Genomic DNA, 24367 nt, shown 5'->3' on the forward strand with positions numbered 1-24367 from the left:
GAAGCCTGTCAGAAACCGCTCTAACAGGCGGTTTAACGGTAGAAGTGTGAGTGTGGTGACGCAGATCGCGTCAAATCCTCCGGCCGCCCCCTGCCCCCGAAATGGCCCCTTCGGATAGCTGGGTTGGCATCAACGCGCGGGTTAACTCGTATTAAATCGAGGAAATATACACAGTAGACTGAGAGCTCGTGAGCAAGAAGAAGACACCATCCCCCAAGAACTCCATCCCACTGCGCAAGGAACGCAAGGAACAGGCACCGCGCCCAGTACTCCTGGCCGCCGGAATTGCCGCCGTACAGTCCATCGCGGTGATCATCTTCGGCATCTTCCTCATCGTTCGGGAGATGTCCGGGGCCGATAACGCGTCGATGGTCTCCGACTCGGGTGCCTCGCCCTTCGTGGGCCTGGGCACGGCGATCTTCCTCTTTATTGTCTTCGGGTTCGTCATCATCGGCTCGTGGGCCTTTGTGAAGGGAAAGCGCTGGGGACGCGGCGCCATTGTGCTGGTGGAGTTCATCCTCGCTGCCATGGCTTTTCAAATGTTTAATGGCGGCGCCATCGCCTTGGGCATTGTCACGCTGGCTAGCGCGGCCGTCGTCCTCTACCTGATGATGGCAGTACCTGCGACCGCCCAGTGGGCGGAGCAGAACTTCTAGGAAGCTGTCAGCGCCACGGCGGTGCTGCCGCGCTGCTCGACGATGGCAGTGCCGGCAAGGGTCAGGGAGACCGGGCCCGAGTAGCCTTCGCGGTCGACGTCGATCGTTCGCTCCACCTCGCCGCTGGACCAGTTCACCACGGCGATGCCTTCCGCAGTGGGAACGAGGAGCCGGTCGTCGACCGCCACGCCGGTACCCAACGCGCCGTCCACAATGTGGTCAACGCGCAGCTCCGTCGGGGTAAACAAGTAGAGGCGCTCCCCGTCGAACCACGTCATGTTGTGGGGCAAATCAGCAATCGCCGGTGCGAAGGGGGCGGAGGCGTCGGTAAGCGCCTTAGAGGGCTCCACTTCGGTGGACGCGATGGTCTCGCCGTCGAAGTTATAGGACACGATACGGGGAGAATCGCTGGGCAGGAATACTGCTGCGGCCTCTTGGCCGACGGCGACTAGGCGCGCGCCCGGGTCATTGATCTCAATATCGCGCGTGATTTCTGGCGCGCGAGAATCCTCTGGGGTGGTCTTCTGGATGCGCAGCCACGTGGAGTCCGGGGAATCGGGGCAGGATTCCGTGACGGCCAGGTTTTCGGTGCGCGTCAGCGCGGAGGTGATCGTGCAGTCCTCGTGCGGCTGCTGGCCGGGCTCCTGCTTGGCGTCGACCTCGCCGTACTCGACAGTGCGCACCATGTCATCGCGCCAGAGTTCAATGCGCTCCGTGGATACCGTGCCGACGTTGCTGTTGGAGGAAATCGGCACGACCTCTTGAGCGCTGCGGGCACTCCGAGTGCTGTCGTACTGGCCGCTCGCGGCGTCGAGCGCCACGACGTCTCCGCAGCCGTTGCCCGTTCGGTACGTGGCCACAATCTTGTTCCAGGCAGTTCCCAGAGAGCAGAGGTCGGCATCGCCGCGGCGATAAGTCCACGCCGTCTCCCCAGTCGGGGAAGTGGCGGTCAAGGTATCGCCGTCGTGGGTGACAAGCACTCCCTGTGCGCTCACCACGCGGGACTGTCCCGGAACTGGGGTGTTGGGTAGCGAAAACGACTCGGTGAGGTGCGCGGGGATGGAATCCAGGGGCTCCGCGGAGGCGTCGGCCTCTGTGTCAGCAACCGTGTCCGCGGCGGGGCTAAGCTCTGCTTGCCGGATCGGTGCGGTCACAAACGCGCCGGCGAGGGCAATGGCGCTGACTGCGGAGATAGCGCCCACGGCTACCCAGTCGGCCTTAGTTGAGCGCAGGATCGGGGCCGAGGGCTTGGGCCGTGCCGAATCCTTCATGGGGGATTCCTGGTCCAGATTCTCAGCGCTCATCGGCGTCCTCCTTGTCGGGTACGGCGGCTAGTCGCCCGCGTGCGGCGCCCAGCGCGGGCGGAATTCGTGGCGTGGCGCGGCGAGCGCTCCGCGCGCTCGGAGCGCTGCGAGTGAGCCCCGCGCTTAGCCGGCGCGCCCAGCACCTTGGTGGCCGGGCCGACGGATTCGGTAACACCCTCCGGAATGTCGAGTGCTTCCGCCAGCTCCGGGGAGGTGCTAAACCACTGCGGCGGAGTGGGCTCGCCGAGGTTCAGTTCATCATTGATCACCTGCCACTTGGGCAGCTCATCGTATCCCACCAACGTTACCGCGGTGCCGCTGTGTCCGGCGCGGCCGGTCCGGCCGATGCGGTGCACGAAGGTCATCGGATCATCCGGCACCTGATAGTTGATGACGTGGGTGACATCGTCCACGTCGATGCCGCGGGCGGCGACATCCGTGGCCACGAGGATGTCCACCGTGCCGTCGCGGAAAGCAGCCAGTGAGCGCTCGCGCGCGGACTGATCCATGTCCCCGTGTACCGCGCCCACGCGGAAGCCGCGCTGCGCCAGGTCTTCGGCCACGGTTGCCGACGCGCGTTTAGTCCGCGCAAAGATGATAGTGCGGCCGCGGTCCTGCGCCTGCAGGATGCGGGAGAGCACCGCTACCTTGTCCATGCGGTGGGCCTGGAACGTGACCTTGCGGGTGGAGGCGTGCGTCTGCTCCTCCTCGCCGGACTCCGCGCGGATGTGGACCGGCTTGTTCAGGAAGGTGCGCGCCAGCGTCATAATGGGCCCCGGCATGGTGGCGGAAAAGAGCATGGTCTGGTGCGGATTGCCGTGCAAGAGCTGGAGAATCTTTTCGATGTCCGGCAAGAAACCCAGGTCCAGCATCTCGTCCGCCTCGTCCAAGACGAGGACGCTGACGTTGTCGAAGGACAGGTGCTTGCGCTGGCACAGGTCAAGGAGGCGGCCCGGCGTGCCCACGACCACGTCGGCTCCCTTGTCAATCTCCGTCAGCTGCTTCTCAAAGCGGCGCCCACCGCACAGCGTGACGACGCGCAGCGGGAGGTTCGCGGCCGCCGCCGCAAGGTCCCCGCTGACCTGGATAGCTAACTCGCGGGTCGGGGCGATGACCAGCGCGCGGGGAGTGCCATCGAGTTCCGGAATGTCGGCATCGTCAAAGACGCGGTCCAGCAAAGGAACGCCGAAGCCCAGCGTCTTGCCCATGCCGGTGCGGGCCTGACCAATGAGGTCTTGGCCATTGAGAGCGATGGGAAGAGTGAGCTCCTGGATGGCGAAGGTGCGCGTGATCCCCTGGTCAGCGAGTGCGTCACAAATTTCAGCGGCTACGCCGAGGGACGCAAACGTCGGGGATGCGGATGGTTCATTGCGCTGATCGCGGGAAGCGTTTGAGGAATTCGGGGCATGCACACCTCGATAGTAGAGGACGTGGCTATAGTGGGGCCATTAGAGCGCTGGGGCGCCGGACGACGACGGTGGTCTCCGGGTTGACCGGGGCTCCGGCATGAGAAGAAGTACTGAGTATAAGGAGCATATGCACATGGATATCAAGATTGGTTTTGCTGATACCGCTCGCGAGCTGGTTATTCACGCTGAAGGAACCCAGGAGGAGCTGGCGCAGACCATCAACGGTGCCCTGGCGGATAACTCCACGCTCGAGCTGGAGGATTCTAAGGGCCGCAAGTACATCGTGCGCACCGAGCGCGTGGTGTACGTCGAAATCGGCACCGCACGCGCCCACACCGTCGGTTTCGCGGGTTAACAACCATCCGAGTAAGCCGGCGCGGTAGCCTAAATGGCCATGGACAACCCTGCGGATTTTCAGCACCGCCCTCAGCAGTCTTCCCGGTCTAAGCACCAGCGCCCTTCGGCGGTGGTGCGGTTTGCTAACGAATACGGCTGGTGGCGGGTTGTCGCCATCCCCGTGATGGTGGTCATCACCGTCTGGATGCTGGTTGATGTCGTGCGCAGCCCTGCCGAGAACACCGCGGCTGACGCTGGGGACGCGGGGGAGGCGTCGCACAGCAGCGCAGGTGCTACCGCGTCCGCGCGCAAGGGTCCCGATCCCGCCAATGCCAGCGCAGTGGAGGCCGCTAAGGAGGGGCTGCCCGCCGGCGGCGCGTTTACGGAACAGGGCGATCAAACCTACCGTAACGCCGGCCCGTCCACCATGCACGTGGGCAAGGGCGGCAAGGAAACCGTCCGGTTCTCTGTAGAGATTGAAAACGGCGTGGACACGTCGGCGTACGGCGGAGACGTGGCGGTAGCAGCGCTGATCGACGCCACCCTGTCGGACCCCCGCGGCTGGACCGCCGCTGGCGACTTCGAGTTCATCCACGTCAAGCCGGACGACAACCCAGATACCCGCTTCCGCCTGTCCTCCCTTGCCACCACCGCGGAGATGTGCGGCGCACAGCTCGAGATGGAAACTTCGTGCCACACTGCGATCACGGGCGAATCCGTTGTTAACCTCAACGAATCCCGCTGGGTGCGCGGCGCGGTGCCTTTCGAAGGGGACCTGGGTAACTACCGCCAGTACCTTATTAACCACGAGTTTGGCCACGCGATTGGCTATGCCGCGCACCAAGCGTGCGGCGGAAATGGCAAGCTGGCTCCGGTTATGATGCAGCAGACGTTGAGCTTGAACAACGGCGTGCTGGCGAAGAAGGAGCCGGAGGAGATCTATCCGGACGAGGACGTTACGTGCGAGCCCAACCCGTGGCCGTACCCGAATCCGGCGAACCGCGACCCCCACAACCCTGACTAGGAGGATGTGCTCATGCCGCTGCCACCCGAACCAGTTCTGGCTGCTTTTCATGCTGAGGCAAGCCCGCGCCGCGCTGCCGGCGAGGTGCTAGGAACCGCCTGGGACAATGGGATCCACTTAGGGGATGTGGTGTATGCCGAGGCTCGCGAGTGGTCCGGTTGGTCCGCTAAAGTGCGGGAGAAGCTGGAGCTGCCTGGCGCGCGCATTGCCCGTCCCGTGCTCACCACGGACGGCCGCTATACCTTCTCCGGTTGGAAGGCGACGCAGTTCGTCCCCGGCCACCTGCGCGGGCGCGTTGACGAGACAGCTCAGCTGGCGCTGCGGCTAGACGACGCCATGGTGGCCTCACCACTGCCCACCGTGGGGCACCGCGAGGACGTTTTCGCGCGCGCTGAGCGCGCCGCGTGGGAGGAAACAGGTGAGGCCTATTCCGATGCCGAATTGGAGGGCGTTGAGTTGGTCACGGCGCACATGGACCTTCTGGGGACCACCATCTTTTCAGGGGTGAATCCGCCCGCGCTCACAGATATTGTGCCCTCGGCCAGCCCCCGGCCGCGCGGATGGTCGGCGGCATTAGTCATGGTGGATGGCCTGATCGCCGGCGTGGTGGATGACGACATTTGCGACCGTTTTGCTGCCGTGCCCGGCATTCGCCAACTTTTGTTGCGCGCGGTGGCGTACCGGCGCTACGTCAATACGCTGCACCCACAGTCCAAATCGACAGTGCGTTCGAGCATTGAAAGGGTGGAAGAGACGCTCGTGTCCGTGGCATCTGACAGACTGTAGGGCGTGAAATACTCCAGCCAGTCAGCCACCCACACCGGCGCCATGCTTCCGCCTTCGCCGGATGTCCGCCTAGTTCCCCGCACCCGCCGCGCTTCCACGCGCGACTGGGACATTCTCCTTCCCACCACCGGCACCTGGCGAGTGCTGGGAACAGCGGGTGCGGGCGTATCGAGCCTGCTTATTGACGTCGTTGTGGGGCGCCTTCGCGCCGGCATGGACGCCTCCGGCATCCTCGTGGTCGCTCCCTCCAAGGAGTCGGGGTCGATGCTGCGCCGTGAGCTAGCTGAGCATCTCGATGACTACGCGGCGCAAGCCTCCATGGTGCGCTCCGTACACTCCCTGGCCTTCGCTCTGTTGCGCCGGGGGAGTGAGGAGGACGTGCGGCTTATTACCGGTGCCGAGCAGGATGCGGTGATCCGGGAACTCCTCTCGGGTCAGGCAAGCGATGGGCGTGGCGCGTGGCCGGAGGAGATTCGCCCTGCGCTTGATTATGTAGGCTTTGCCCGGCAGTTGCGTGACTTGCTGCTGCGCTCGATCGAGCGCGGCCTGGGGCCGGCTGACTTGGAAGAACTGGGGGCGAAGCACCAACGCCCGATGTGGAGCTCAGCGGGCGAATTTTTGCGTGAATACGAGCGCACACAGGCCTTGGCTGGTTCGCATTCCTACTCGGCTGCGGAGTTGGTGAGCCAGGTGCTGCTGCGCCCGGAGCTCCTTCAGAACCATCCCTGGCACACCATCGTGGTTGATGACGCACAGCTTTTGGACCCGACCGCCGGAAAGCTCATCGCCGAGCTTTCCAAGAGCGCGGAACTAACTGTTATTGGTGGAGACCCCGATCAGGCAGTCTTTGCGTTCCGCGGCGCCAATGCCGAGTTTCTCACGTCTTGGAAGGCAGATACTGAGTTGCGGCTGACTGCGCCCCGCCGGACCCCGGCGCCGGCCTGCGTGAGTGTGGTGGACTCGCGCGGGGTTATGCGCGATGTCGTCGCAGATGCAGTACGCCGCCGTCACCTAGAGGAGGGCGTGGACTGGCGCGATATCTCCGTGATTGTGCGCTCCACCAAGGATATCGGTCCGATTCGCCGCGCGCTCTTGGCAGCGGGCGTGCCGGTGCACATTAGCCCCACGGATGTGGTGCTGGCTGAGCAACGACTGGTGAAGTCCGTGATGCTGGCCCTGCGCGCGCTGGAGGCCGAGCTCACACCGGCCGAGTTGGAAGACCTCATCACCGGCCCTGTCGGCGGTGCCGACCCGGTAACTCTGCGCCGCCTCATCCGCGGTCTGCGCCGCTGGCGCCCGGAGCAGCGCGGCATGGACACGCTGCGGGAATTGCTCGACGGCGAACTGCCGGATTTCAACAACCTTCTCACTGAGCGCGAGGAGGCCATCCTCACCCGTATCCGCGGTGTGCTGTCCGCCGGGCGTGAGGCGCTGCGGGCCGAGGCGGAGGTGGAGGAAGTCCTGTGGGCGGTATGGAATGCCACTGGTCTTGATGGTCGCCTGCAGGCCGCGGCCCTGCGCGGCGGTGCGGCCGGCTCGCAGGCGGACCGCGACTTGGACGCCATGATGGCGCTCTTCGATGCCGCCGGTGACTATGCCGAGCGCCGCCCGGGCGCATCGCTGGATTCCTTCATCCTGCACATCACCGAACAAGAGCTTCCCACGGGCGTGCGTGACCGCCGCTCCGCGCTGCCGGACGCGGTAGAGATCCTCACCGCACACGGCGCTGTCGGCCGCGAATGGGACACGGTCATCGTGGCCGGAGTGCAGGAGGGAACCTGGCCCTCGGTGGGGGAGACCGGTTCGCTCTTTGACCAGGAAGGGCTCATCAATCTTCTAGACCGTAACATCTCGCCGGGGACCCCGGTCAGCCACGTCGCGGGCCGCTTGGCAGAAGAACGCCGTCTCTTCCACGTAGCTACCACCCGGCACCGTCACCGCCTCCTCATCGTCGCGGTGGACGCCCCGGAGGGCGATGAGGTCGAAGAGCCGTCGCGCTTTATCACCGAGTTCTTGTCCGTCGAGGGGGTAGATGTCCCCGGACAGCGTGCACGCCGGGACGCCGCCCGGCGGCTGGCGCGTCAAAGCCTGCCGCGCGAGCTGGGGCTTGACGTTCCGGAGCCCGGTCCAGTGACGCTGCGCGGCGGCGGCTCTGCCGACGAAGAGCTTGACCCTCTGCAGGTCTCCGTACTGTCCGTGTCCGCCTTCGTGGCCCAGCTACGCCGCTGTGCTGCCGACCCGGAATCGAGCGAGCTTGAGCGCTCCCAGGCGGTGCGGCAGCTGGCCCGCCTTGCCCATGGCGGTGTTCCCGGGGCGCATCCGGACGAGTGGTGGGCGGCACGCTCCATTGCGTCGCAGCCGGCCCTGCGCGGATCCAGCACCGTGTCCCCCTCGCGCGTCGAGGCGCTGATGAAGTGCCCGCTTAATGCGGTACTGGGCCGGCTCGTTGAGGACGATTCCTCCACCCTCAACCTCGTCCGCGGCAACCTAGCGCACGCGTTCTTAGAGGCCCTGGGGCGCGGCGTTGAGACCGGCCCCGCAAAGAAGCTCGTGGTCGATGCTTTTGAGACCATCCTCGATGTTCCGGCGTGGAAGCGGGAGCGCGAGCTGGAGGACTTTGCGCGTCTTATTGATAGGACTGCGGAGTGGTCCGTGAGCTCCACGGTACGGCTCACCCCCGTCGGCGTGGAGGTTCCCGTGACGGTAGACGTCGCGCCGGACGTGACCATCCACGGCTACATCGATCGCCTTGTTAAGTCCGGCGAGGATTACATGGTGGTGGACCTGAAGACGGGTAAGACGGTGCCGTCGAAGCAGACCGTTAAGGAAAACCAGCAGCTGCTGACCTATCAGCTGGCGCTAGAACACGGCGCTATCGTCCCCGGTCAGCGAAGCCCCGGCGAGGGCCCTGATGCCGACGCGGATGCGGGGCAGGAGCACGGCGAGGAATGGGTATCCGAAATCCGCACGGGTGCTGGTCTCTCCCGCGCCGGCGGCAAGCTGGTCTACCCGCGCTCGACCAATCAGTCCGTGGCCACGCGGGACCAAGATCCCGTCCCTCCCGAGGAACTTGAGGAGTTTGCCCGCAAGCTACCGGAGCTGGTCGCCGAGCTGCGAGGTCCCGGCCTGACGGCTCGCGAAAACAAGGATTGTGAGAGGTGCCCCATCCGTTCTATCTGCCCCATCATGAATGAAGGAGGTCTGGTGACCAATGCCTAAGAATTCAGCTCACCACTTCAGTCCGGACGCCCTGGCGCACGCGTTGGGCAAACCCTTCCCACCTACGCCGGAGCAAGCAGCGGTCATCGACGGCCCCTTGGGCCCCAAGCTCGTCGTGGCGGGTGCGGGCGCTGGCAAGACTGAGACGATGGCCTCCCGCGTGGTGTCCCTCGTGGCCAACGGTTTGGTGCGCCCGGAGCAGGTGCTTGGACTGACCTTTACGCGCAAGGCGGCACAGCAGCTGGAGCAGCGAATCCGCCGCCAGTTGCTTACGCTGCGTTCCTCCGGGCTGGTCGCGCCGGGCACTGCGGCTGCGGACGCCCTAGAGAACATCGCCCCCAAGGTATCCACTTATGATTCCTACGCAGGTGATCTGGTCCGGGAATACGGCCTGCTGATGCCGGTAGAGCCGGATGCCCGCATGATCACCGCCGCCGAGCGCTACTCCATCGCGCATGAAGTAGTAAGCAACTTCACCGGTGCGCTGAGCGCCGACAACGAAGTGGCGTCGGTGACTCAAACCGTCATCGCGTTGTCGGATGCCCTCGACGGAGAGCTCATTGACACCACGCTGCTGCGCGAGCACGAGCACGCCTTCCGCGCCACGGCAGAAGACCTGGAGAAGTCGTCGCGAACCAAAGGCGAGTTCAGCAGAGATCTGCAAAAGTATCTCGATACACAGCGCCTGCGCTTGCAGTACCTGCCGCTGGTGGATGCCCTCAAGAAGGAACAGGCGGAGCGCGGGGTCATCACGTTTGGTGAGCAGATGTCCATTGCCGCTACCTTGGCGCAGAGTTTCCCCGTGTTGGGGGAGGAGCAAAGCGCGCGCTACCGCGTCATCATGCTCGACGAATACCAGGACACCTCTCATGCACAGCGCATCCTGCTGCGTTCCCTGTTTGGTGGCGAGCGCGAAGGCCTATCCGTGACGGCCGTGGGTGATCCCATGCAGTCCATCTACGGATGGCGTGGCGCCACGTCGGAAAACCTCGCCGCCTTCGTTGAGGACTTCCCGCAAAACGACGGGGAGAATGCTCCCAAGGATCAGCTCACGACGTCGTGGCGCAATCCCTCCACGGTGTTGACGCTAGCCAATGACGTGGCCGCCGAGCTGTTTTCTGCTGCGCCGGGTAAGCGGCCCGTCGATGAGCTGGCACCGAAGCCCACCGCGCCGGCTGGTGATGTGCAGTTGGGCTACTTCGCCACAGAAGACGAAGAACGAGACTTTATTGCCCAGCACCTGCGTAAGCTGTATGACGCTACTCCGGAAGGTGAGGACTTTAGTGCCGCGGTGCTGGTACGCACCAATAAGCAATCGCCGTTGATCGCCGCTGCCCTGGATGAGGCCGGCGTGCCCAACGAAATTTTCGGCCTGGGTGGCCTGTTGTGGAAACCAGAGATCCAGGATCTCGTAGCAGTGGCAACGCTGTTGGTCCGGCCGCAGGACGCCGCCGCTGCGCTGCGCGTGCTCACCGGTCCCATGTGCGGGCTGGGCATCGCAGATATTCAGGCTCTTCACTCACGCCAGCGCAACCTGGCTGGCGCCACCGAGGGACGCACCAGGTGGGAGGGCGGTGACCCGTTGGCGCACTTAACGGAACAGGTCGAAGCCATCGTGGCAGAAGGACCAGACCAGGTCTTGGGATTGGCCGATGCGTTGGCGGACTTGGGCGAGCGCGAGCGCTATACCCCGGAAGGGCTGGAGCGCATGGAAGCCGTGTCGGCGAAACTGCGTCACCTGCGCACGTACTCCCTGGGCAAGTCCTTAAATGACATTTTCGCTGACATCGAGACCGTATTCGGTCTGCGCACCGAGGTACTCGCCGCGGGAACCCCAGGCGGGACGACGCACCTTGACGCCTTCGCGGATATTGTCGCTGGGTTCCACGGTGACGGTTTGGCCGCCTTCTTGGACTACCTCAAGTTGGCGCGCGAGGAAGAAAACGGTCTTACTCCCGGTGAGGTACCTGCAGTGCGCAACCGCGTCCAGATCATGACGGTGCACAAGGCCAAGGGACTGGAGTGGGAGCACGTGTGCGTTGCCCACGCGGATTCCTCGAGCTACAAGGCGCAGGCGGAAACCTTCCTGACCAAGATCCAAAAGGTCCCCGGAGATGAGGACTACATCGACGTGCCCGATGACGCGAAGGACCGGTCGGCCTTTGAAAAGGCATGCAAGGCCTTCCTTGCGCAGGACCGCGAGTTCCAAGCCGAAGAGGCAGCGCGTTTGTTCTACGTAGCCATCACGCGCACTGAGTCCTCGCTGACGGTGACGGGCTCGGGCACGAACAAAAGGAAGAAGGGGCCGTACCACTACCTGACACTGCTCAAGGACAAGCACCCTGACTTGGTCGTGCACTGGGATGTGCCGGAGGCTCCGGAGGAGAAGGCCGAAGGCGCAGAAGAGACGGCGCACTTCCCAGCGCTGTCCCCGCGGCCGGAGGCAATCAGCGCAGCAGACGCGGTACGAGCGGCTATGGAAGAACTGCCGCCACTGCGCGATGGCGAGACTTTCGAAATTTGGGAGCGGGAAGCTACCGCGCTGATTGAGGAGAACGAGGCGCTGAAGGCCCCCGTGGTCGATGTGGAGCTGCCCGGTGAGCTGACGGCGTCCGACATGGTGGCGATGGCGGCCGATCCCATACAGTTTGCCCGCCGCCAGCGTCGCCCCGTTCCCTTCAAACCGAACTCCTACGCCAAGCGCGGCACCGCCTTCCACGCCTGGCTGGAAGACCGTTTTGGTTCCCCAGCGCTGCTCGGGGAGGACGAGCTTCCGGGCTCCCACGACGAACCGAATCAGGACCTTGAGGCCCTCAAGGAGTCCTTCCTGTCCTCGGAGTGGGCGCAGCGCACGCCGTCCTATGTGGAGGCGCCCTTTGAAATCACCATCGGTGACTCCGTTGTGCGCGGCCGCATGGACGCCGTATTCCAAGAGGCGGACGGCACCTGGTTCGTGGTGGACTGGAAGACCGGACGTCAGCCCAAGGGAGAGGCACTCACCGCGGCGGAGATTCAGCTTGCCGTGTACGCGGAGGCATGGCGGCGAATCCACAAGGTAGATTCAGTTCGCGCGGCCTTCTACTACGTCAGCGAGGGCTACCTCCTGGAGCCGAAGAGCTTGCCCAGTGGCGAAGAGTTGGCCAACCTTCTAAACTCTGCAGTTTCGACCCCACCCGGGTTGAGTCTAAGGTAGTTTCTCGGTATATCCGCTCCGGTCAAGGGAGGATGGCACTTCGTGGCCAAGCACATAGGAAAGCGCTTTAAGTCGCGGTTCTTACCGCAGGTGGAACTGACGTCGCAGCCAGATCACGCGCTGATCGACGTGATCACGTTGCCCCGCACGGAGAGCACCAGCCCGTGGAAACAGCTTGCTCGACGCGTTTTCTGGGCCATGGGCCTACTCATCTTCGTCACAGTGGTGGTCTACCTCGATGGGGACGGCTATAGCGAGGGCCTCTCCTTGCTCGACGCCGCATACTACGCCGCAGTGTCACTGACTACGGTGGGATACGGCGATATCGTGCCGGTAACCCCGCCGGCGCGGTTCATTAACCTCATCATCGTTACCCCAGCCCGCCTGCTCTTCCTTGTGTTATTGGTCGGCGCGACCCTGTCGGTGCTTACTGATCGGGCCCGCCGCACGTTTGAGATCCAGAATTGGAGAAAGCAATTGCGTAACCACACCGTCGTCATCGGCTACGGCACCAAGGGCGCCGGCGCGGTCTCCGCGCTGATCGCCGACGACGTCCCGGCCTCCCAGATCGTGGTCATCGATACCAACCGTGCCTCCCTGGCCAATGCTGAGCACCACGGTCTGGTGACCATCTACGGCTCCGGAACCAAGCAGGACGTGCTGCGTATTGCCGGTGTGGAGCACGCGTCTTCGGTCGTCGTGACCCCGTCCACGGACGATACCGCGGTGCTGTGTACGCTTTCGGTGCGCGAGCTCAACCCGAAGGCCAAGATCGTGGCCTCTGTGCGCGAGTCCGAGAACCGCCACCTACTGCTGCAGTCCGGCGCTGATTCCGTGGTCACCTCCGCCGAGACGGCCGGCCGCCTCTTGGGCTTGGCCACCGTGACCCCGACCGTGGTGGAGATGATGGAGGACCTGCTGTCCCCGAACGAGGGCTTCTCCGTTTCGGAGCGCCCCGTGCGCGAATTTGAGGTCGGCTCCAACCCGCGCCACCTGGCAGATATCGTCCTCGCCGTCCTCCGCAACAACGAACTGCACCGCGTGGATACCGCGGATGCCTATGCGCTGAAGCCGGGTGACCGCCTGCTCTACATCAAGCACGAGATGCAGCAAGCGGTCGAGGACACCGACGAGTCTGACGACGAGAAGTAGCAGCTCGCCGCATGTATCTGCCTGTCACCGCCTCTGGCCGCATACCCGTTACTGAGGACGGTCACCCAGTGCTGGTGGATCACCCCGCCGGAGAGGCCCTCGTGGAAGTTGGTCAGCTTCGCGCCTTCTTTCTAGAGGAGGAGCTCGCTGCTGATCTGGGACGCTTGGAGGATGCCACCTTCTTTGCCGGGCACGGCGAAATCCTCAAAGTCCTGCACCTCATGCGCAACCGCCGGGAAATGCGCTTCCACCCGCGAACTGGCCGGGAACTATCTTTTCCCGAGCCGGGAGCGGTGGGGCGCGATGCGGATGCTTTTGTCTTCCCGCGCATTGACCCCGCCGTGATCGGCATCATCCACCACCCGGAATCAGACCGAATTCTGCTCGCGCGCAATCGTGCGCGGTCCGGGTTCTTCTCCCTTATCGCCGGGTACGTCGAACCGGGGGAGGGCCTCGAGGAGGCTTTCCAGCGCGAAGCTCTGGAGGAGACCGGCCGGCGGGTGGAGCAGGTGACCTATTGGGGCTCGCAGCCGTGGCCGCCGAGTGGTTCGCTCATGGTGGGGTTTTCCGCGGCCACGGGGGATGTCCGCCCCGTGTGCGATACTGACGGTGAGCTCGCGGAGGTGCGGTGGGTGTCCCGCGCAGAGCTGCCGAGTTTGACCATTGCCCGGAAGGGCTCAATTGCACACACGATGATTATGGAGTGGTTCCACGGTGAAAAGACCGGATCTGTCCCTGCTCGATGAGGACCAGCGCGCCGCCGCCACGGCGCCGCGCGGCCCGGTCTGCATCCTGGCCGGTGCCGGAACCGGCAAGACCCGTACGGTCACCTACCGCATTGCCCACATGGTGGACCAGGGGTTCGTGAACCCGCAGCGCGTCCTCGCCGTCACGTTTACCACCCGCGCCGCCAGTGAGATGCGCGAGCGCCTGCACCAGATGGGCGTCGGGGGAGTGCAAGCCCAAACCTTCCACGCCGCGGCGCGCCGGCAGTTGAAGTATTTCTGGCCGCAGGTGGCGGGTGATCTGCCGTGGCAGCTCATCGATAACAAGTTCAGCCTCGTCGGCCGCGCGGTGCGCTCCCTGGGACTGGATAACTCGAAGGACACCATCCGTGACTTCCTGGGGGAGATCGAGTGGGCCAAGTCCTCCCTGGTGAGCCCGGATGGCTATCCCGGGATCATCGAGAACACCGACCGCGAAGCCCCGGGAGATCCGGCGGCCGTGGCGGAGGTGTTCCGCCGCTATGAGCAGATGAAGTCCACCCCGGACCTGATGTACCTCGACTTCGACGATCTCCTCATGCACATCGCTGGGGCCATCGAAAACGTGCCGGCCGTGGCGGAAATATTCCGTGAGCAGTACCGCACCTTCGTGGTCGATGAGTACCAGGACGTCACGCCGCTACAGCAGCGGGTGCTGGAGGCGTGGCTGGGAGAGCGCGATGACCTCACCGTGGTCGGGGACGCCAACCAGACCATCTATTCCTTCAACGGCGCCTCCCCGGAGTACCTGTTGGACTTTTCGCGCACGTACCCGCAGGCGACCGTCGTCAAGCTCCAGCGGGACTACCGCTCCACGCCGCAGGTGACCACCCTGGCCAATGAGGTCATCGCCAAGGCCAGCGGGCGTGCCGCGGGCACCCGCCTGGAACTGCAGGGCATGCGCGAGCCCGGCCCCGATCCCACCTTCAAGGCCTATGAGTCAGAGGAAGTGGAGGCCAAGGAAGTCGCGGGCCAGGTGCTTACCCTGCTCAACCAGGGCGTGAAGGCCTCAGAAATTGCCATCCTGTACCGCATCAACGCCCAGTCTGAGCAGTTTGAGCAGGCGTTAGCGGACGCCGGAGTGGTGTACCAGGTCCGCGGTGGCGAGGGATTCTTCCGCCGCCCGGAGATTCTGGAGGCCATTCGCGTGCTTATCGCCGCCACCCGACGGGATGATCTGCCCGATGACCCGGTGGCGATTGCGCGCGCGGCGTTCGTGGAGCTGGGCTTGAGCGCCACGGAGCCGCAGGGCGCGCAGGCGCGTGAGCGGTGGCAATCCCTCAACGCATTGGTGGACCTCATCCAGCAGATCGTGAACGACCACGAGGATATTGACCTCAACGGAGTGCTGGGGGAGCTGCACCGCCGCTCGGAGAATAAGCACAATCCCACCATGGAGGGCGTGACGCTGGCAACGATTCACGCCGCTAAAGGCCTGGAGTGGGACGCGGTGTTCCTGGTGGGGCTGACGGAAAAGCTGCTGCCCATCAACCACGCCATCAAGGCCGGCGATGAGCAGGTGGAGGAGGAGCGCCGCCTGTTCTACGTGGGAATTACCCGCGCGCGCGAACACCTGGCCCTGTCGTGGGCTTTGGCTAAGACCACGGGCTCGCGCGCCTCGCGCGAGCGCACCCGCTTCCTCGACGGTCTGGTGCCTGGCATCGAGGACACCGCGCATTCCAACCGCCGCTACCGCCCGCGGCGCTGCCGCGTGTGCTCCGGCGAGCTCACCAGTCCGGCGGAGAAGGTGCTGGGCCGCCACGAATGGTGTGAGTACGAGGGTGACGAGGAAGTCTTTTCTGCCTTGCGTGCGTGGCGCGCGTCAGTGGCCAAGGACTCGAAGGTGCCGGCGTACGTTGTCTTTTCGGATGCCACGCTGCAGGCCATCTCGGAGGAGCTCCCGGAAACCGAGGCGGAGCTGCTCGGCGTCTCCGGGGTCGGCCCGGCCAAGCTGGAGCGCTATGGCGCGGAGGTGCTGCAGATTATTGCCGCCGCGCGGGGCTAGGACTGACGCAGCATCCTCACTAACCGCCCGCGCAGTGCGGGCAGCGCGGGTGCTGGGAGACCAGGCGGTGCTGCTCTACACCGTAAAGGTCGACCTCCTTGAGCTCCCCGGCAAGCGGCTTGCCGCGCGGCGCGCCCGGCGGGGAGGGCCTGCCCAGCAGCCGGCGCACTGCTACGACGGAGTGGAGGACCACCGCGGCGCGCACGACCGGATCCCCGGGTGCGTCAGCCTTCTCGGCGCGGCGGGCCACCTCGTGCCAGTGCTCATCGGCGTCAATGCGGTGCAGGTGCGCACACAGTGGGCAGGGCCCTGAGCCCGCGACGCGGACGGGGCCGATGATGCCGCGTGCGTCCATCATGGAGACCGGTAGCCATGTGGCCGGTCCGGCCTGGAGGGCGTCGGCCCAGTCGACAGCACCGGCGAGCATGTCCACGGCCACGATGGGCAGGTGCCCGGCCACGGCGGCGATGTAGTCGGCGGGTTTATCTGCACGCAGGGGAGCGCGGGGCTGAAAGCCGTCTGCCATGAGCGCGTCCCGCAGCTCCGTTGCTAGTTGCGAGCTGCCCAGTACGGCAACGCGCTGCGTGCGCGGCGTGGGCCACAGGATGTGGTATCCAATGAGATCGTCCACCAGACTCCGGGCGGCAGCCTGGCTGAGGCCACCGTTGACCAGCGAGCGCTCAATGGTCTGCCGGGTCAGCGGCGTGCGCAGCCGGTTGAGTAGCTCTGCAAGCCACGGCTGCGCCTGCAGCACGCCCACCCGCGTGGCATCCATGCCGCATTGGACGACTCCCGGTTCGCGTTCCAGCGCCGTGATATCCGGCGCCAACCTATAGGTTTCTGCCCCCATGACAGTCCTTCCCCCTTATTCCGCGCCGGGCTGGTTCCCAACCGCGGTATGTCTCTCATTGCACCACAGGTAGAATTCCCTGTCATGTCGAGCAAGCCCGAAGTCCGCGTGATCCGCTCCGCTAAGCGCAAGCGCACCGTCCAGGCCCGTCTGGTGGACGGGGTGCTGGAGGTGCGCATCCCGGCGTGGATGTCGGCGGTGGAGGAGGAGAAAGCCGTCGCGGACATCGTGGCGAAAGTGGAGAAGAAGCACTCATCGGCGCCGCTTTCCGACACCTCCCTGGCCGCCCGCGCTCGCGACCTCAATATGCGCTACCTCGAGGGCCGCGCGAAGCTGGGGTCCATTCGCTGGGTAGGAAACCAAAAATCCCGTTGGGGTAGTTGCACTACCTCAACGGGAGATATTCGGATTTCGGACCGGCTACAGGATGTGCCTGAGTACGTCCTCGACGCGGTCATTATCCACGAGCTGACCCACACCTTCGTGCCCGGGCATGGTCCGGAGTTCTGGGAGTGGGCCGACCGCGCGCCGAAGGCGGAGCGCGCCAAGGGCTACCTGGAGGCCTACCAGCGCTTCCGCTGAGGCCAGCTACTCCGGCGGCTACTCCTTGTCCGGGTTTTCTTCGCCGTCGTCGTTGCCGCCGGACTGCTTATCGTCTGAGTCTTGGCCTTGGTCCTGGTCCTGCGACGCAGTGCCATCGGACTCCTGCTTGAGCATCTCCTCCAGCTTGGAGAACTCCTCTTCAAAGCCCTCATCGGTGGAATCATCGAGCAGTCCGTCGATAAAGGAGGCGGGATTGTCAATGTGCTCCGCCGTCGGCAGCAGGTCCGGGTGGTCCCACGCCGAGTCGCGCTTATCGGCACCGACCGCCACGGTGGCGCGGCGCCACAGCTCGGCGGCGGCCTCGACCTTCGGGGCGTTGAGCTCAATGCCCACGACCTGAGAGAAGGCCTTCTCCGCGGAGCCGCCGGTGGAGCGGCGGTGCGACCACGCCTCCGTCATCGTCTTCGTCGACGGGATGCGCTCCCCCAATGCCTCGGTGACCACGTGCTCCACCCAACCTTCGACGAGCGCCAGCAGCGTCTCGAGGCGGGAGGCAGCACCTGCGTTGCGGGAGGTGATCCGCGGAGACAGGTCCATGCCCTGCAGCTTGCCCATCGCGTCCTGGATTGCCTGTGGGTCGCCAGATTCCAAGTTGAGTTCGCGGGTAGCTTCCTCGATGTGGGAGGTATCAATGACCAAGCCCATGGCGTATTCCTCAACGGAGGACACGAGGCGCTCCACCAGCCACGGAACGTGCTTGAACAGGCGCTGGCGGGCGGCCTCTCGGGCACCGATGTAGACCAGCACCTCTTGGGCGGGGACGTTGAGGTTGCGGGCGATGGCCTGAATATTGTGCGGCAGAAGGGCGGTGGTGCCGGCGGGGGAGACCGGCAAGCCGAAGTCAGAACCGGTCAGTGCCTGCGCCGCTAAGTCACCCAAAGCGTGGCCCAGCTTCATACCGAAGTTCATTCCGGACATGGAATTCATCATGGAAGACAGCGGGCCCATCATCTCGCGGGCTTCCTCTGGCAGGGAGTCCAGCTGCGCATTGTTCATGTGCTCGGCCACGGGGGTGACCATGCGCTGCCACATTGGCAGCGTGGCATCCAGCCACTGGCCCGAGTTCCACGCGGTCACGGTGCCCGAAGCAGTGGGCAGCGAGGTGGCGTCATCCAGCCACAGCTCCGCTAGCCGTACTGCCTCCTGCACGGCGTCACGGTCCTTGTCGTTGACCTCCTTGTCCTCGGAGATCTGCTGGTGCGCGATGCGCTTGGCCAGGTCGTAGTTCACCGGACCGCTGCCCTCCGGCGAATTCATGGAGGAGCCCATGCCGGAGAGCATCTGGCCAAATTGGTTTAAAAGGTCGCCCAGGCCACCGCCAGCGCCATTCGCGCTGAAGCCGAAGGCGCCGAACGGGTTCTGGTCGCGACGATCCTTGTCGTCGTCATCATCGTTGTTGGGGAAGGAAAAACCGAAACCGTTGCTCATGCGCCCCAATGTACCGGTATTGGTGCCACTGATTCTAGGGTCCCGGCAACGCTGAGAGCGAACAGCGCAGAAAACGTTGTAGGCTGTTTCTCCGTGAATTCACCGCAGAACCCCCACGCCCGCCGCCTCCGCACCCTGACTTGGGGAGCGATCCCGGTGGTGCTGACTGGCGCGCTGCTGAGCATTGACCACATCCCCGGCACAGATATCGCGCTGACCGTGCCCTATGCAGCAGAGGGGCCGGGGCCGACGGTGAATACCTTGGGCCAGGTGGAGGACGCGGACGTGGTCAAGGTGGACGCCCCTGAGACCTTTCAGCCCGCCGGGCATCTCAACATGACCACGGTGTCCGTGCGCACGAACATGACGATGGCGCAGGCCCTGGGCCGGTGGATGTTCACGGATGACACGCTGGTGCCCATTGACACCGTTATTCCGCAGGGCAAGACGGATCAGGAGGTCAATGAGGCCAACCAGCAGGCCTTTACCCAGTCTGAGTCCGCTGCGACGGTGGCGGCCATGGACTACCTGCACAAGCCGGTGCAGGTGGAGGTGGCGCAGGTACTGGAGGATTCCCCGGCAGCGGACGCGCTGGAGGACGGCGACACCATCACCGCGGTCAACGGGGAAAAGGTTTCCGAGCCGGGCCAGGTGCAGGACAAGATACGTGACTTGGCGCCGGGCGACGAGGTTGAGCTCGGCATTCGCCGCGCGGATAAGGAATCCACTGCCCGCGTGACGCTGGGCAGCCATTCGGAAGACGAAAACATGCCGCTGCTGGGAGTGCTGATGACGTCGGTGCCCGCGGGGGATATCTCGGTGGAGTACAACCTGCAGGATATCGGTGGACCTTCGGCGGGCATGATGTTCACTCTGGCGGTGATTGACAAGCTCAACGAGGAGGATCTCACGGGCGGAAAGTTCGTGGCCGGCACCGGCACCATTGGTGAAGATGGCGTGGTTGGCCCCATTGGCGGCATCGTCCACAAGGTTCGTGCCTCGCGCGATGCCGGTGCGGAGCTCTTCCTCTCCCCAGAGGAGAACTGCGCGGAGGCCACCAGCCGGGATACCGGAGACATGGTGGTGGCGAAGGTGCATACGCTTGACGACGCCATCTCGGCCATGGACGCCTTCGCCCACGGCGGTGAGGTGGACACCTGCGGCAGCTAGGCCCCTGCCTATAGTCGCTGCCTTTAGACCAGGCCGAGCTCGGTGAGGCGCTCCTCTGGGTCCTCCTGATCCGTGGAGATCATCTGCTGCATGATGAGGCCCTCGTCGTTATTGACTACGGTGAGGATGGCGGTATTGCCCAACATGGACCAGCCCACCACGCGGCTGCCGCTGTCTTCGACGACGCGGGAGCTGCGCAGCTCCGTGAGCACCTGGGTGGTCTGGGAAGCCTTGGTCTTGGACTTGAAGAACTGGAACTGGCCCACCTTCGAGCCGGAGCAGTTGAAGGAATCCTCCACCCCGTTGGGGTCACAGCGGTCAAACTCCGCGAAGATCTCTTCGGGGACAAGGTCGCCGAAGATGGCGTAAGCCTCATCCACCGAGGCGGTGAACTTCGAGCTCTTCTCCCCGCTCGGTTCCGCAGAGCCGGAGGCCTTCTCGGACTGTGCGGCCGCGGAGGACCCAGACGAGACAGACGCGGAAGTGGTGGACTCGGAGCTGGCGGTCTCCGAGCTGGACCCCGCGGCAGACTTCTCGGCTGATTCCGTGGTGGATTCGGCGGCGGACTCAACGGCGCTTTCCGCTGCCTCCGCGGGGGAGGAGGGCGCCGGGGTCGGTGCCGGCTCATCGTTGCCGCAGGCGGCAAGCAGGCAGCCGGAGGCAAGAAGAGCCGCGCCGGCGGCGGTAAAGCGGGAGATCAAGCGCACGAGAGACTCCTTCGAGAAGCGAATAAGGCCACTAGAGGTCGAGTTTAGCCCATTAGGCGAGATCGTCCGGATCCTGCTCCAAGCCGTAGCGCAGCGCAGCAATCACACCGGGGGCGACGTTGGGGCCGCCGCGCAGTTGGATATCGTCCTGCGCGAAGGGGCCGGCCGCCTCCAGCTCGTCCTCGGTCGGTCGCAGCTGGAGGAGGGTGAGCTCCGCGTCCTCCGTGCGGAGTACTCCGGAGAAGAGGCGGGCCGGGTGAGCGTCGGCAAGCGCGGCGTCCTCCGTGTCCTTAAACGTGATCTCCTGCGCCAGGATGACGCCGGCGATCTCCCGCGGCCACGCCAGGCGCGCCACGTATTCCGCCAGGTGCTCCGAACCCGGCTCGATGCCCTCCGGTAGGTCCTGGACCACGAGGGTGAGCGGGGAGGAATCGTCGACGTCACCCAACTGCGCCGCCACCAGCTGCGTCGGCACTAGGGCGAACAGCGTGGGCGGAGCATCCCATCCTTCGGCGTGGATGAACTCTACGGCTTCACGCATGGCCTTGTTGAGAGCGCGGTTGGCAGCGGGCTGGGAAGTTGATGGGGAACTCATAAGCGTCCTCGTTCGTTGATGTTCACAGTGCTTCTAGTGCTTCTCTAGACTAGAAGCTTGATACCTCTATATTCGCACGACACTTGATTGGAGCTGGAGTTGGCTTCCGGACTGAACCGACCCGCCGCCCCGATGAAACGTCCTCCCAGGGTTGTGTCCTGGGTCGTCGTCATCATCGCCGCCCTCTTGTTCATCGGCCCCATGCTGGTGGGCTTCTATACGGACTGGAAGTGGTTCGGTGCGATTGAGTATCGCGGGGTCTTTACCAAGACCCTCATCGCACGCATCGTGCTCTTCGTGGTCTTTGGACTCGTGGCCGCCGGAATTAGCTACGTGGCCGGCATGCTGGTCTGGCGGGGGCGCGGCAGCTCCTTGGACATGGCGGATCTGAACTCGCCGGTCTACCAGTACCGTCAGTCCATCGAGCGCACCATGGGCGTCTTCCTCAAGACCATCCCGGTCCTCGTGGGCGTCGTCTCTGGCCTGCTGGGCCAGGCGAACTGGCGCACGGTGATGCTCTTCCTCAACTCCCACGACTTTGGCGTTGAGGACCCGCAGTTCCACCACGACCTAGGCTTCTACGCCTTCCAGCTGCCGGTGTGGTCCATGCTGGTCAACGCCTTCTCCATGCTGTTTGCGGTGTGCTTTATCATCGCGCTGGTGGGCCACTACATCCTGGGCGGCATTCGCATTGGCAACCGGGCGGCCGGTGTGCGCGGTGCGGTGTCGAAGCCGGCGCGCACCCAACTGGTGGTCACCGCCGGAATCTGGATGCTGCTGCAGGTAGCTGGCTACTGGCTCGAGCGCTACCAGCTTCTTTACAGTGAACACAGCCTGTTTACCGGTGGCTCCTACACGGATATCAACGCCTACCTGCCCGCCAAGATCATCCTCATGATCATTGGCGTGTTCGTGGCCGTGGCGATTTTCTCTGCGCTAGTCATTAAGGATCTGCGCATCCCTGGCCTAGCCGTGGTGCTCATGGTGGTCTCCTCCCTGGTGATTGGCCAAGGCTGGCCGCTGATTATGGAGCGCTTCTCCGTCAACCCGAACCGCCAGGCCAAGGAAGCGGAGTCTATCTCCCGCAACATTGAGTCCACGCGCTTTGCCTATGGTCTGGGTGATGACAAGGTCACCTACGAAAACAACTGGGGCGAAGGGGAAGTCTCCGATGACAAGGTAGCGTCCGATTCCTCCACCATCTCCAACTTGCGCCTGCTCGACCCGGACATTCTGGCCCCGACGTTTACGCAGATGCAGCAGCTGAAGAACTTCTACGGCTTCCCGGAAACCTTGGCCATGGACCGCTACCAGATTGATGGTGAGATGCGGGACTTCGTGGTGGCGGCCCGCGAGCTGGACCCGAACGAACTGCAGGAAAACCAGCAGAACTGGATTAACCGCCACACGGTCTACACCCACGGCAACGGCTTCATTGCGGCCCAGGCCAACAAGGTGGATGAGGTGGCCCGGGATGCAGGTTCTGCCCGCGGCGGTTTCCCCATCTTCACCGTGGCGGATCTGCAGACCCAGTCCGGCAAGGACGCCGAGGGCGAGGGCGAGACCCAGAACGCCGAGGAATCCCTGGGCATCAAGGTGGATCAGCCGCGCACCTACTACGGCCCGGTTATCGCCAGCGCGCGCGACGGCATGGACTACGCCATCGTGGGCAAGACTGGCGACGAACCGGTGGAGTACGACACCGATACCTCTACCTACACCTACGACGGCAAAGGCGGCGTGGACATCGGCAACGTGGTCGACCGCACTGCTTACGCGCTGAAGTACCAGGAGCTCAATTTCCTGCTCTCGGACCGCGTGGGCGCGGATTCCAAGCTGCTCTATGACCGCGATCCGCGCGAACGCGTGGAGAAGGTGGCCCCGTGGCTGACCACGGATTCCTCGACCTACCCGGCCGTCATCGACGGGCGCATCAAGTGGGTCGTGGATGGCTACACCACCCTGGATTCGCTGCCATATTCGCAGCGCACCTCCCTGACGGAGACCACCCAGGACACGCAGAACCCCAACGGCACCACGCAGCGCCTGGTCAACGACCAGGTGGGCTACATCCGTAACTCGGTCAAGGCTACTGTCGACGCCTACGATGGCACCGTTGACCTCTACGAGTTCGACACCGAGGACCCCGTGCTCAAGGCGTGGGAAGGTGTGTTCCCGGGCGTCGTCAAGCCAGAGTCGGAGATCTCCGACGAACTGCGCCAGCACCTGCGCTACCCGGAGGACATGTTCAAGGTGCAGCGCAATCTGCTGGCCAAGTACCACGTGGATGACCCGGGCGTCTTCTTCAACAACGATGCCTTCTGGTCCGTGCCGGAGGACCCCACCGCCGGTGAATCTCAGGGACTGAACCAGCCGCCGTACTACGTGTTGGCAGCCGACCCGGAGACCAAGAAGCCGAGCTTCCAGCTCATCACTTCCTACCGTGGCCTGAACCGTCAGTTCCTCTCCGCACACATGGCGGTGTCCTCTGACCCGGACAATTACGGCAACATCACCGTGCGCGTGCTGCCGACGAATACCCAGACCCAGGGCCCGAAGCAGGCACAGGACGCGATGATGTCTTCCGACCAGGTGGCGCGTGACCGCACGCTGTGGCAGGGCTCGAATGACCTGAAGAACGGTAACCTCTTGGCGCTGCCAGTGGGGGATGGGGAGATCCTCTACCTCGAGCCGATTTACTCGCAGCGTAAGGGCCAAGAGTCCGCGTTCCCGAAGCTGCTGCGCGTGCTGGTGTCCTACAAGGGCCGTGTGGGCTATGCCCCGACCATCGGTGAGGCCCTGGACCAGGTTGGAATCGACCCGAAGGCCGCGCAGAACATCACGGAGATCGAAGGCGATACCGGCAAGGACGGTGACCAGGCTGGAAACACTGGCGGTGACAAGAAGGACGCGGCTGACTCCAAGGACTCCGACGCTTCCGCACCGGCCTCCGCTCCGAAGGCATCGAGTGAAGGCGAGGCTATCGACGCCATCAACAAGGCTCTCGATGGCGTGGACAAGGCTAAGAACGGTTCCTTTGAGGAGTACGGCAAGGCCTTGGACGAGCTGGACAAGGCAGTGGAGGAGTACCGCTCGCTGCAGTCTCAGTAGTAGCTCCACGTAGTCCAGAGAAATGGCGCCTGCCCAGGGGATTTGGGTAGGCGCC

General features: G+C 64.3%; 18 protein-coding genes. 12 read left to right on the plus strand and 6 right to left on the minus strand.

What is annotated here, in order from left to right:
- Window positions 1-188 precede the first annotated feature (188 nt).
- Complete coding sequence (locus tag ACLI1P_RS03675) at window positions 189-656, plus strand: hypothetical protein (protein WP_411709444.1); 468 nt, start codon at window positions 189-191, stop codon at window positions 654-656.
- Here ACLI1P_RS03675 and ACLI1P_RS03680 read toward each other — a convergent pair.
- Together ACLI1P_RS03680 and ACLI1P_RS03685 are read right to left on the minus strand one after the other, a co-directional pair.
- On the minus strand, window positions 653-1960 hold the full coding sequence (locus tag ACLI1P_RS03680) for a hypothetical protein (protein WP_408930219.1): 1308 nt from the start codon (window positions 1958-1960) through the stop codon (window positions 653-655). The two genes, ACLI1P_RS03675 and ACLI1P_RS03680, sit on opposite strands and share 4 nt — an antisense overlap.
- On the minus strand, window positions 1957-3372 hold the full coding sequence (locus ACLI1P_RS03685; RefSeq protein ID WP_411709445.1) for a DEAD/DEAH box helicase: 1416 nt from the start codon (window positions 3370-3372) through the stop codon (window positions 1957-1959). The genes ACLI1P_RS03680 and ACLI1P_RS03685 overlap by 4 nt, the downstream gene beginning before the upstream one ends.
- 130 nt (window positions 3373-3502) lie before the next feature.
- On the opposite strand from ACLI1P_RS03685, the gene ACLI1P_RS03690 reads away from it, so the two are divergent.
- The 8 genes from ACLI1P_RS03690 to ACLI1P_RS03725 are packed head-to-tail and all read left to right on the plus strand — an operon-like array spanning window position 3503 to window position 15848.
- Window positions 3503-3724, plus strand: coding sequence for a DUF3107 domain-containing protein (locus ACLI1P_RS03690; RefSeq protein WP_296133288.1), 222 nt, complete (start codon window positions 3503-3505; stop codon window positions 3722-3724).
- Window positions 3725-3757: 33 nt separating this feature from the next.
- Window positions 3758-4729, plus strand: a complete 972-nt coding sequence (locus tag ACLI1P_RS03695; RefSeq protein ID WP_296133287.1) for a DUF3152 domain-containing protein — start codon at window positions 3758-3760, stop codon at window positions 4727-4729.
- A 12-nt stretch (window positions 4730-4741) separates the two neighbouring features.
- Complete coding sequence (locus tag ACLI1P_RS03700; RefSeq protein ID WP_306506991.1) at window positions 4742-5515, plus strand: hypothetical protein; 774 nt, start codon at window positions 4742-4744, stop codon at window positions 5513-5515.
- A 42-nt stretch (window positions 5516-5557) separates the two neighbouring features.
- Window positions 5558-8734, plus strand: a complete 3177-nt coding sequence (locus ACLI1P_RS03705) for a PD-(D/E)XK nuclease family protein (protein ID WP_411709691.1) — start codon at window positions 5558-5560, stop codon at window positions 8732-8734.
- A complete protein-coding gene (locus ACLI1P_RS03710; protein WP_411709446.1) occupies window positions 8727-11927 on the plus strand; it encodes an ATP-dependent helicase in 3201 nt (1066 codons plus the stop codon). Before ACLI1P_RS03705 ends, ACLI1P_RS03710 begins: the two co-directional genes overlap by 8 nt.
- A 42-nt stretch (window positions 11928-11969) precedes the next feature.
- Window positions 11970-13079 carry a potassium channel family protein gene (locus tag ACLI1P_RS03715; protein ID WP_296133282.1) on the plus strand — a complete coding sequence of 370 codons (1110 nt, stop codon included), beginning with the start codon at window positions 11970-11972 and terminating at the stop codon, window positions 13077-13079.
- Window positions 13080-13090: 11 nt separating this feature from the next.
- Window positions 13091-13825, plus strand: a complete 735-nt coding sequence (locus tag ACLI1P_RS03720; RefSeq protein ID WP_296133281.1) for an NAD(+) diphosphatase — start codon at window positions 13091-13093, stop codon at window positions 13823-13825.
- Entirely contained in the window at window positions 13794-15848 is a 2055-nt protein-coding gene (locus tag ACLI1P_RS03725) for an ATP-dependent DNA helicase UvrD2 (protein ID WP_296133279.1), read from the plus strand. Before ACLI1P_RS03720 ends, ACLI1P_RS03725 begins: the two co-directional genes overlap by 32 nt.
- A 19-nt stretch (window positions 15849-15867) precedes the next feature.
- On the opposite strand, the gene ACLI1P_RS03730 is transcribed toward ACLI1P_RS03725, so the two are convergent.
- Window positions 15868-16698, minus strand: coding sequence for a TOMM precursor leader peptide-binding protein (locus ACLI1P_RS03730; RefSeq protein ID WP_296133277.1), 831 nt, complete (start codon window positions 16696-16698; stop codon window positions 15868-15870).
- A gap of 84 nt (window positions 16699-16782) precedes the next feature.
- Between ACLI1P_RS03730 and ACLI1P_RS03735 the strand changes: the two genes are divergently transcribed.
- Window positions 16783-17280 carry a M48 family metallopeptidase gene (locus ACLI1P_RS03735; RefSeq protein ID WP_408930222.1) on the plus strand — a complete coding sequence of 166 codons (498 nt, stop codon included), beginning with the start codon at window positions 16783-16785 and terminating at the stop codon, window positions 17278-17280.
- Between the two features lie 18 nt (window positions 17281-17298).
- Here ACLI1P_RS03735 and ACLI1P_RS03740 read toward each other — a convergent pair whose 3' ends face one another.
- Entirely contained in the window at window positions 17299-18729 is a 1431-nt protein-coding gene (locus ACLI1P_RS03740; protein ID WP_408930223.1) for a zinc-dependent metalloprotease, read from the minus strand.
- Between the two features lie 93 nt (window positions 18730-18822).
- Here ACLI1P_RS03740 and ACLI1P_RS03745 point away from each other — a divergent pair, with 93 nt between their 5' ends.
- Window positions 18823-19899 (plus strand): PDZ domain-containing protein, encoded by a 1077-nt coding sequence (locus ACLI1P_RS03745; protein ID WP_408930224.1) that lies wholly within the window; start codon window positions 18823-18825, stop codon window positions 19897-19899.
- Window positions 19900-19922: 23 nt separating this feature from the next.
- Here ACLI1P_RS03745 and ACLI1P_RS03750 read toward each other — a convergent pair whose 3' ends face one another.
- Both ACLI1P_RS03750 and ACLI1P_RS03755 read right to left on the minus strand, forming a co-directional pair.
- Complete coding sequence (locus ACLI1P_RS03750; protein WP_408930225.1) at window positions 19923-20606, minus strand: beta-N-acetylglucosaminidase; 684 nt, start codon at window positions 20604-20606, stop codon at window positions 19923-19925.
- Between the two features lie 52 nt (window positions 20607-20658).
- Window positions 20659-21201 carry a PPA1309 family protein gene (locus ACLI1P_RS03755; protein ID WP_296133269.1) on the minus strand — a complete coding sequence of 181 codons (543 nt, stop codon included), beginning with the start codon at window positions 21199-21201 and terminating at the stop codon, window positions 20659-20661.
- 132 nt (window positions 21202-21333) lie between these two features.
- Between ACLI1P_RS03755 and ACLI1P_RS03760 the strand changes: the two genes are divergently transcribed.
- Window positions 21334-24312, plus strand: coding sequence for a UPF0182 family protein (locus ACLI1P_RS03760; RefSeq protein ID WP_411709692.1), 2979 nt, complete (start codon window positions 21334-21336; stop codon window positions 24310-24312).
- The last annotated feature ends 55 nt before the right edge of the window (window positions 24313-24367 follow it).

This window comes from Corynebacterium tardum (assembly GCF_046717785.1).
Taxonomy (GTDB): Bacteria; Actinomycetota; Actinomycetes; order Mycobacteriales; family Mycobacteriaceae; genus Corynebacterium.

Coding starts and splice junctions, on each gene's coding strand:
- ACLI1P_RS03680 (WP_408930219.1), bottom strand. CDS start 1,960: ATGAGCGCTGAGAATCTGGACCAGGAATCCCCCATGAAGGATTCGGCA.
- ACLI1P_RS03690 (WP_296133288.1), top strand. CDS start 3,503: ATGGATATCAAGATTGGTTTTGCTGATACCGCTCGCGAGCTGGTTATT.
- ACLI1P_RS03695 (WP_296133287.1), top strand. CDS start 3,758: ATGGCCATGGACAACCCTGCGGATTTTCAGCACCGCCCTCAGCAGTCT.
- ACLI1P_RS03700 (WP_306506991.1), top strand. CDS start 4,742: ATGCCGCTGCCACCCGAACCAGTTCTGGCTGCTTTTCATGCTGAGGCA.
- ACLI1P_RS03705 (WP_411709691.1), top strand. CDS start 5,558: ATGCTTCCGCCTTCGCCGGATGTCCGCCTAGTTCCCCGCACCCGCCGC.
- ACLI1P_RS03710 (WP_411709446.1), top strand. CDS start 8,727: ATGCCTAAGAATTCAGCTCACCACTTCAGTCCGGACGCCCTGGCGCAC.
- ACLI1P_RS03720 (WP_296133281.1), top strand. CDS start 13,091: ATGTATCTGCCTGTCACCGCCTCTGGCCGCATACCCGTTACTGAGGAC.
- ACLI1P_RS03730 (WP_296133277.1), bottom strand. CDS start 16,698: ATGGGGGCAGAAACCTATAGGTTGGCGCCGGATATCACGGCGCTGGAA.
- ACLI1P_RS03735 (WP_408930222.1), top strand. CDS start 16,783: ATGTCGAGCAAGCCCGAAGTCCGCGTGATCCGCTCCGCTAAGCGCAAG.
- ACLI1P_RS03740 (WP_408930223.1), bottom strand. CDS start 18,729: ATGAGCAACGGTTTCGGTTTTTCCTTCCCCAACAACGATGATGACGAC.
- ACLI1P_RS03755 (WP_296133269.1), bottom strand. CDS start 21,201: ATGAGTTCCCCATCAACTTCCCAGCCCGCTGCCAACCGCGCTCTCAAC.
- ACLI1P_RS03760 (WP_411709692.1), top strand. CDS start 21,334: ATGAAACGTCCTCCCAGGGTTGTGTCCTGGGTCGTCGTCATCATCGCC.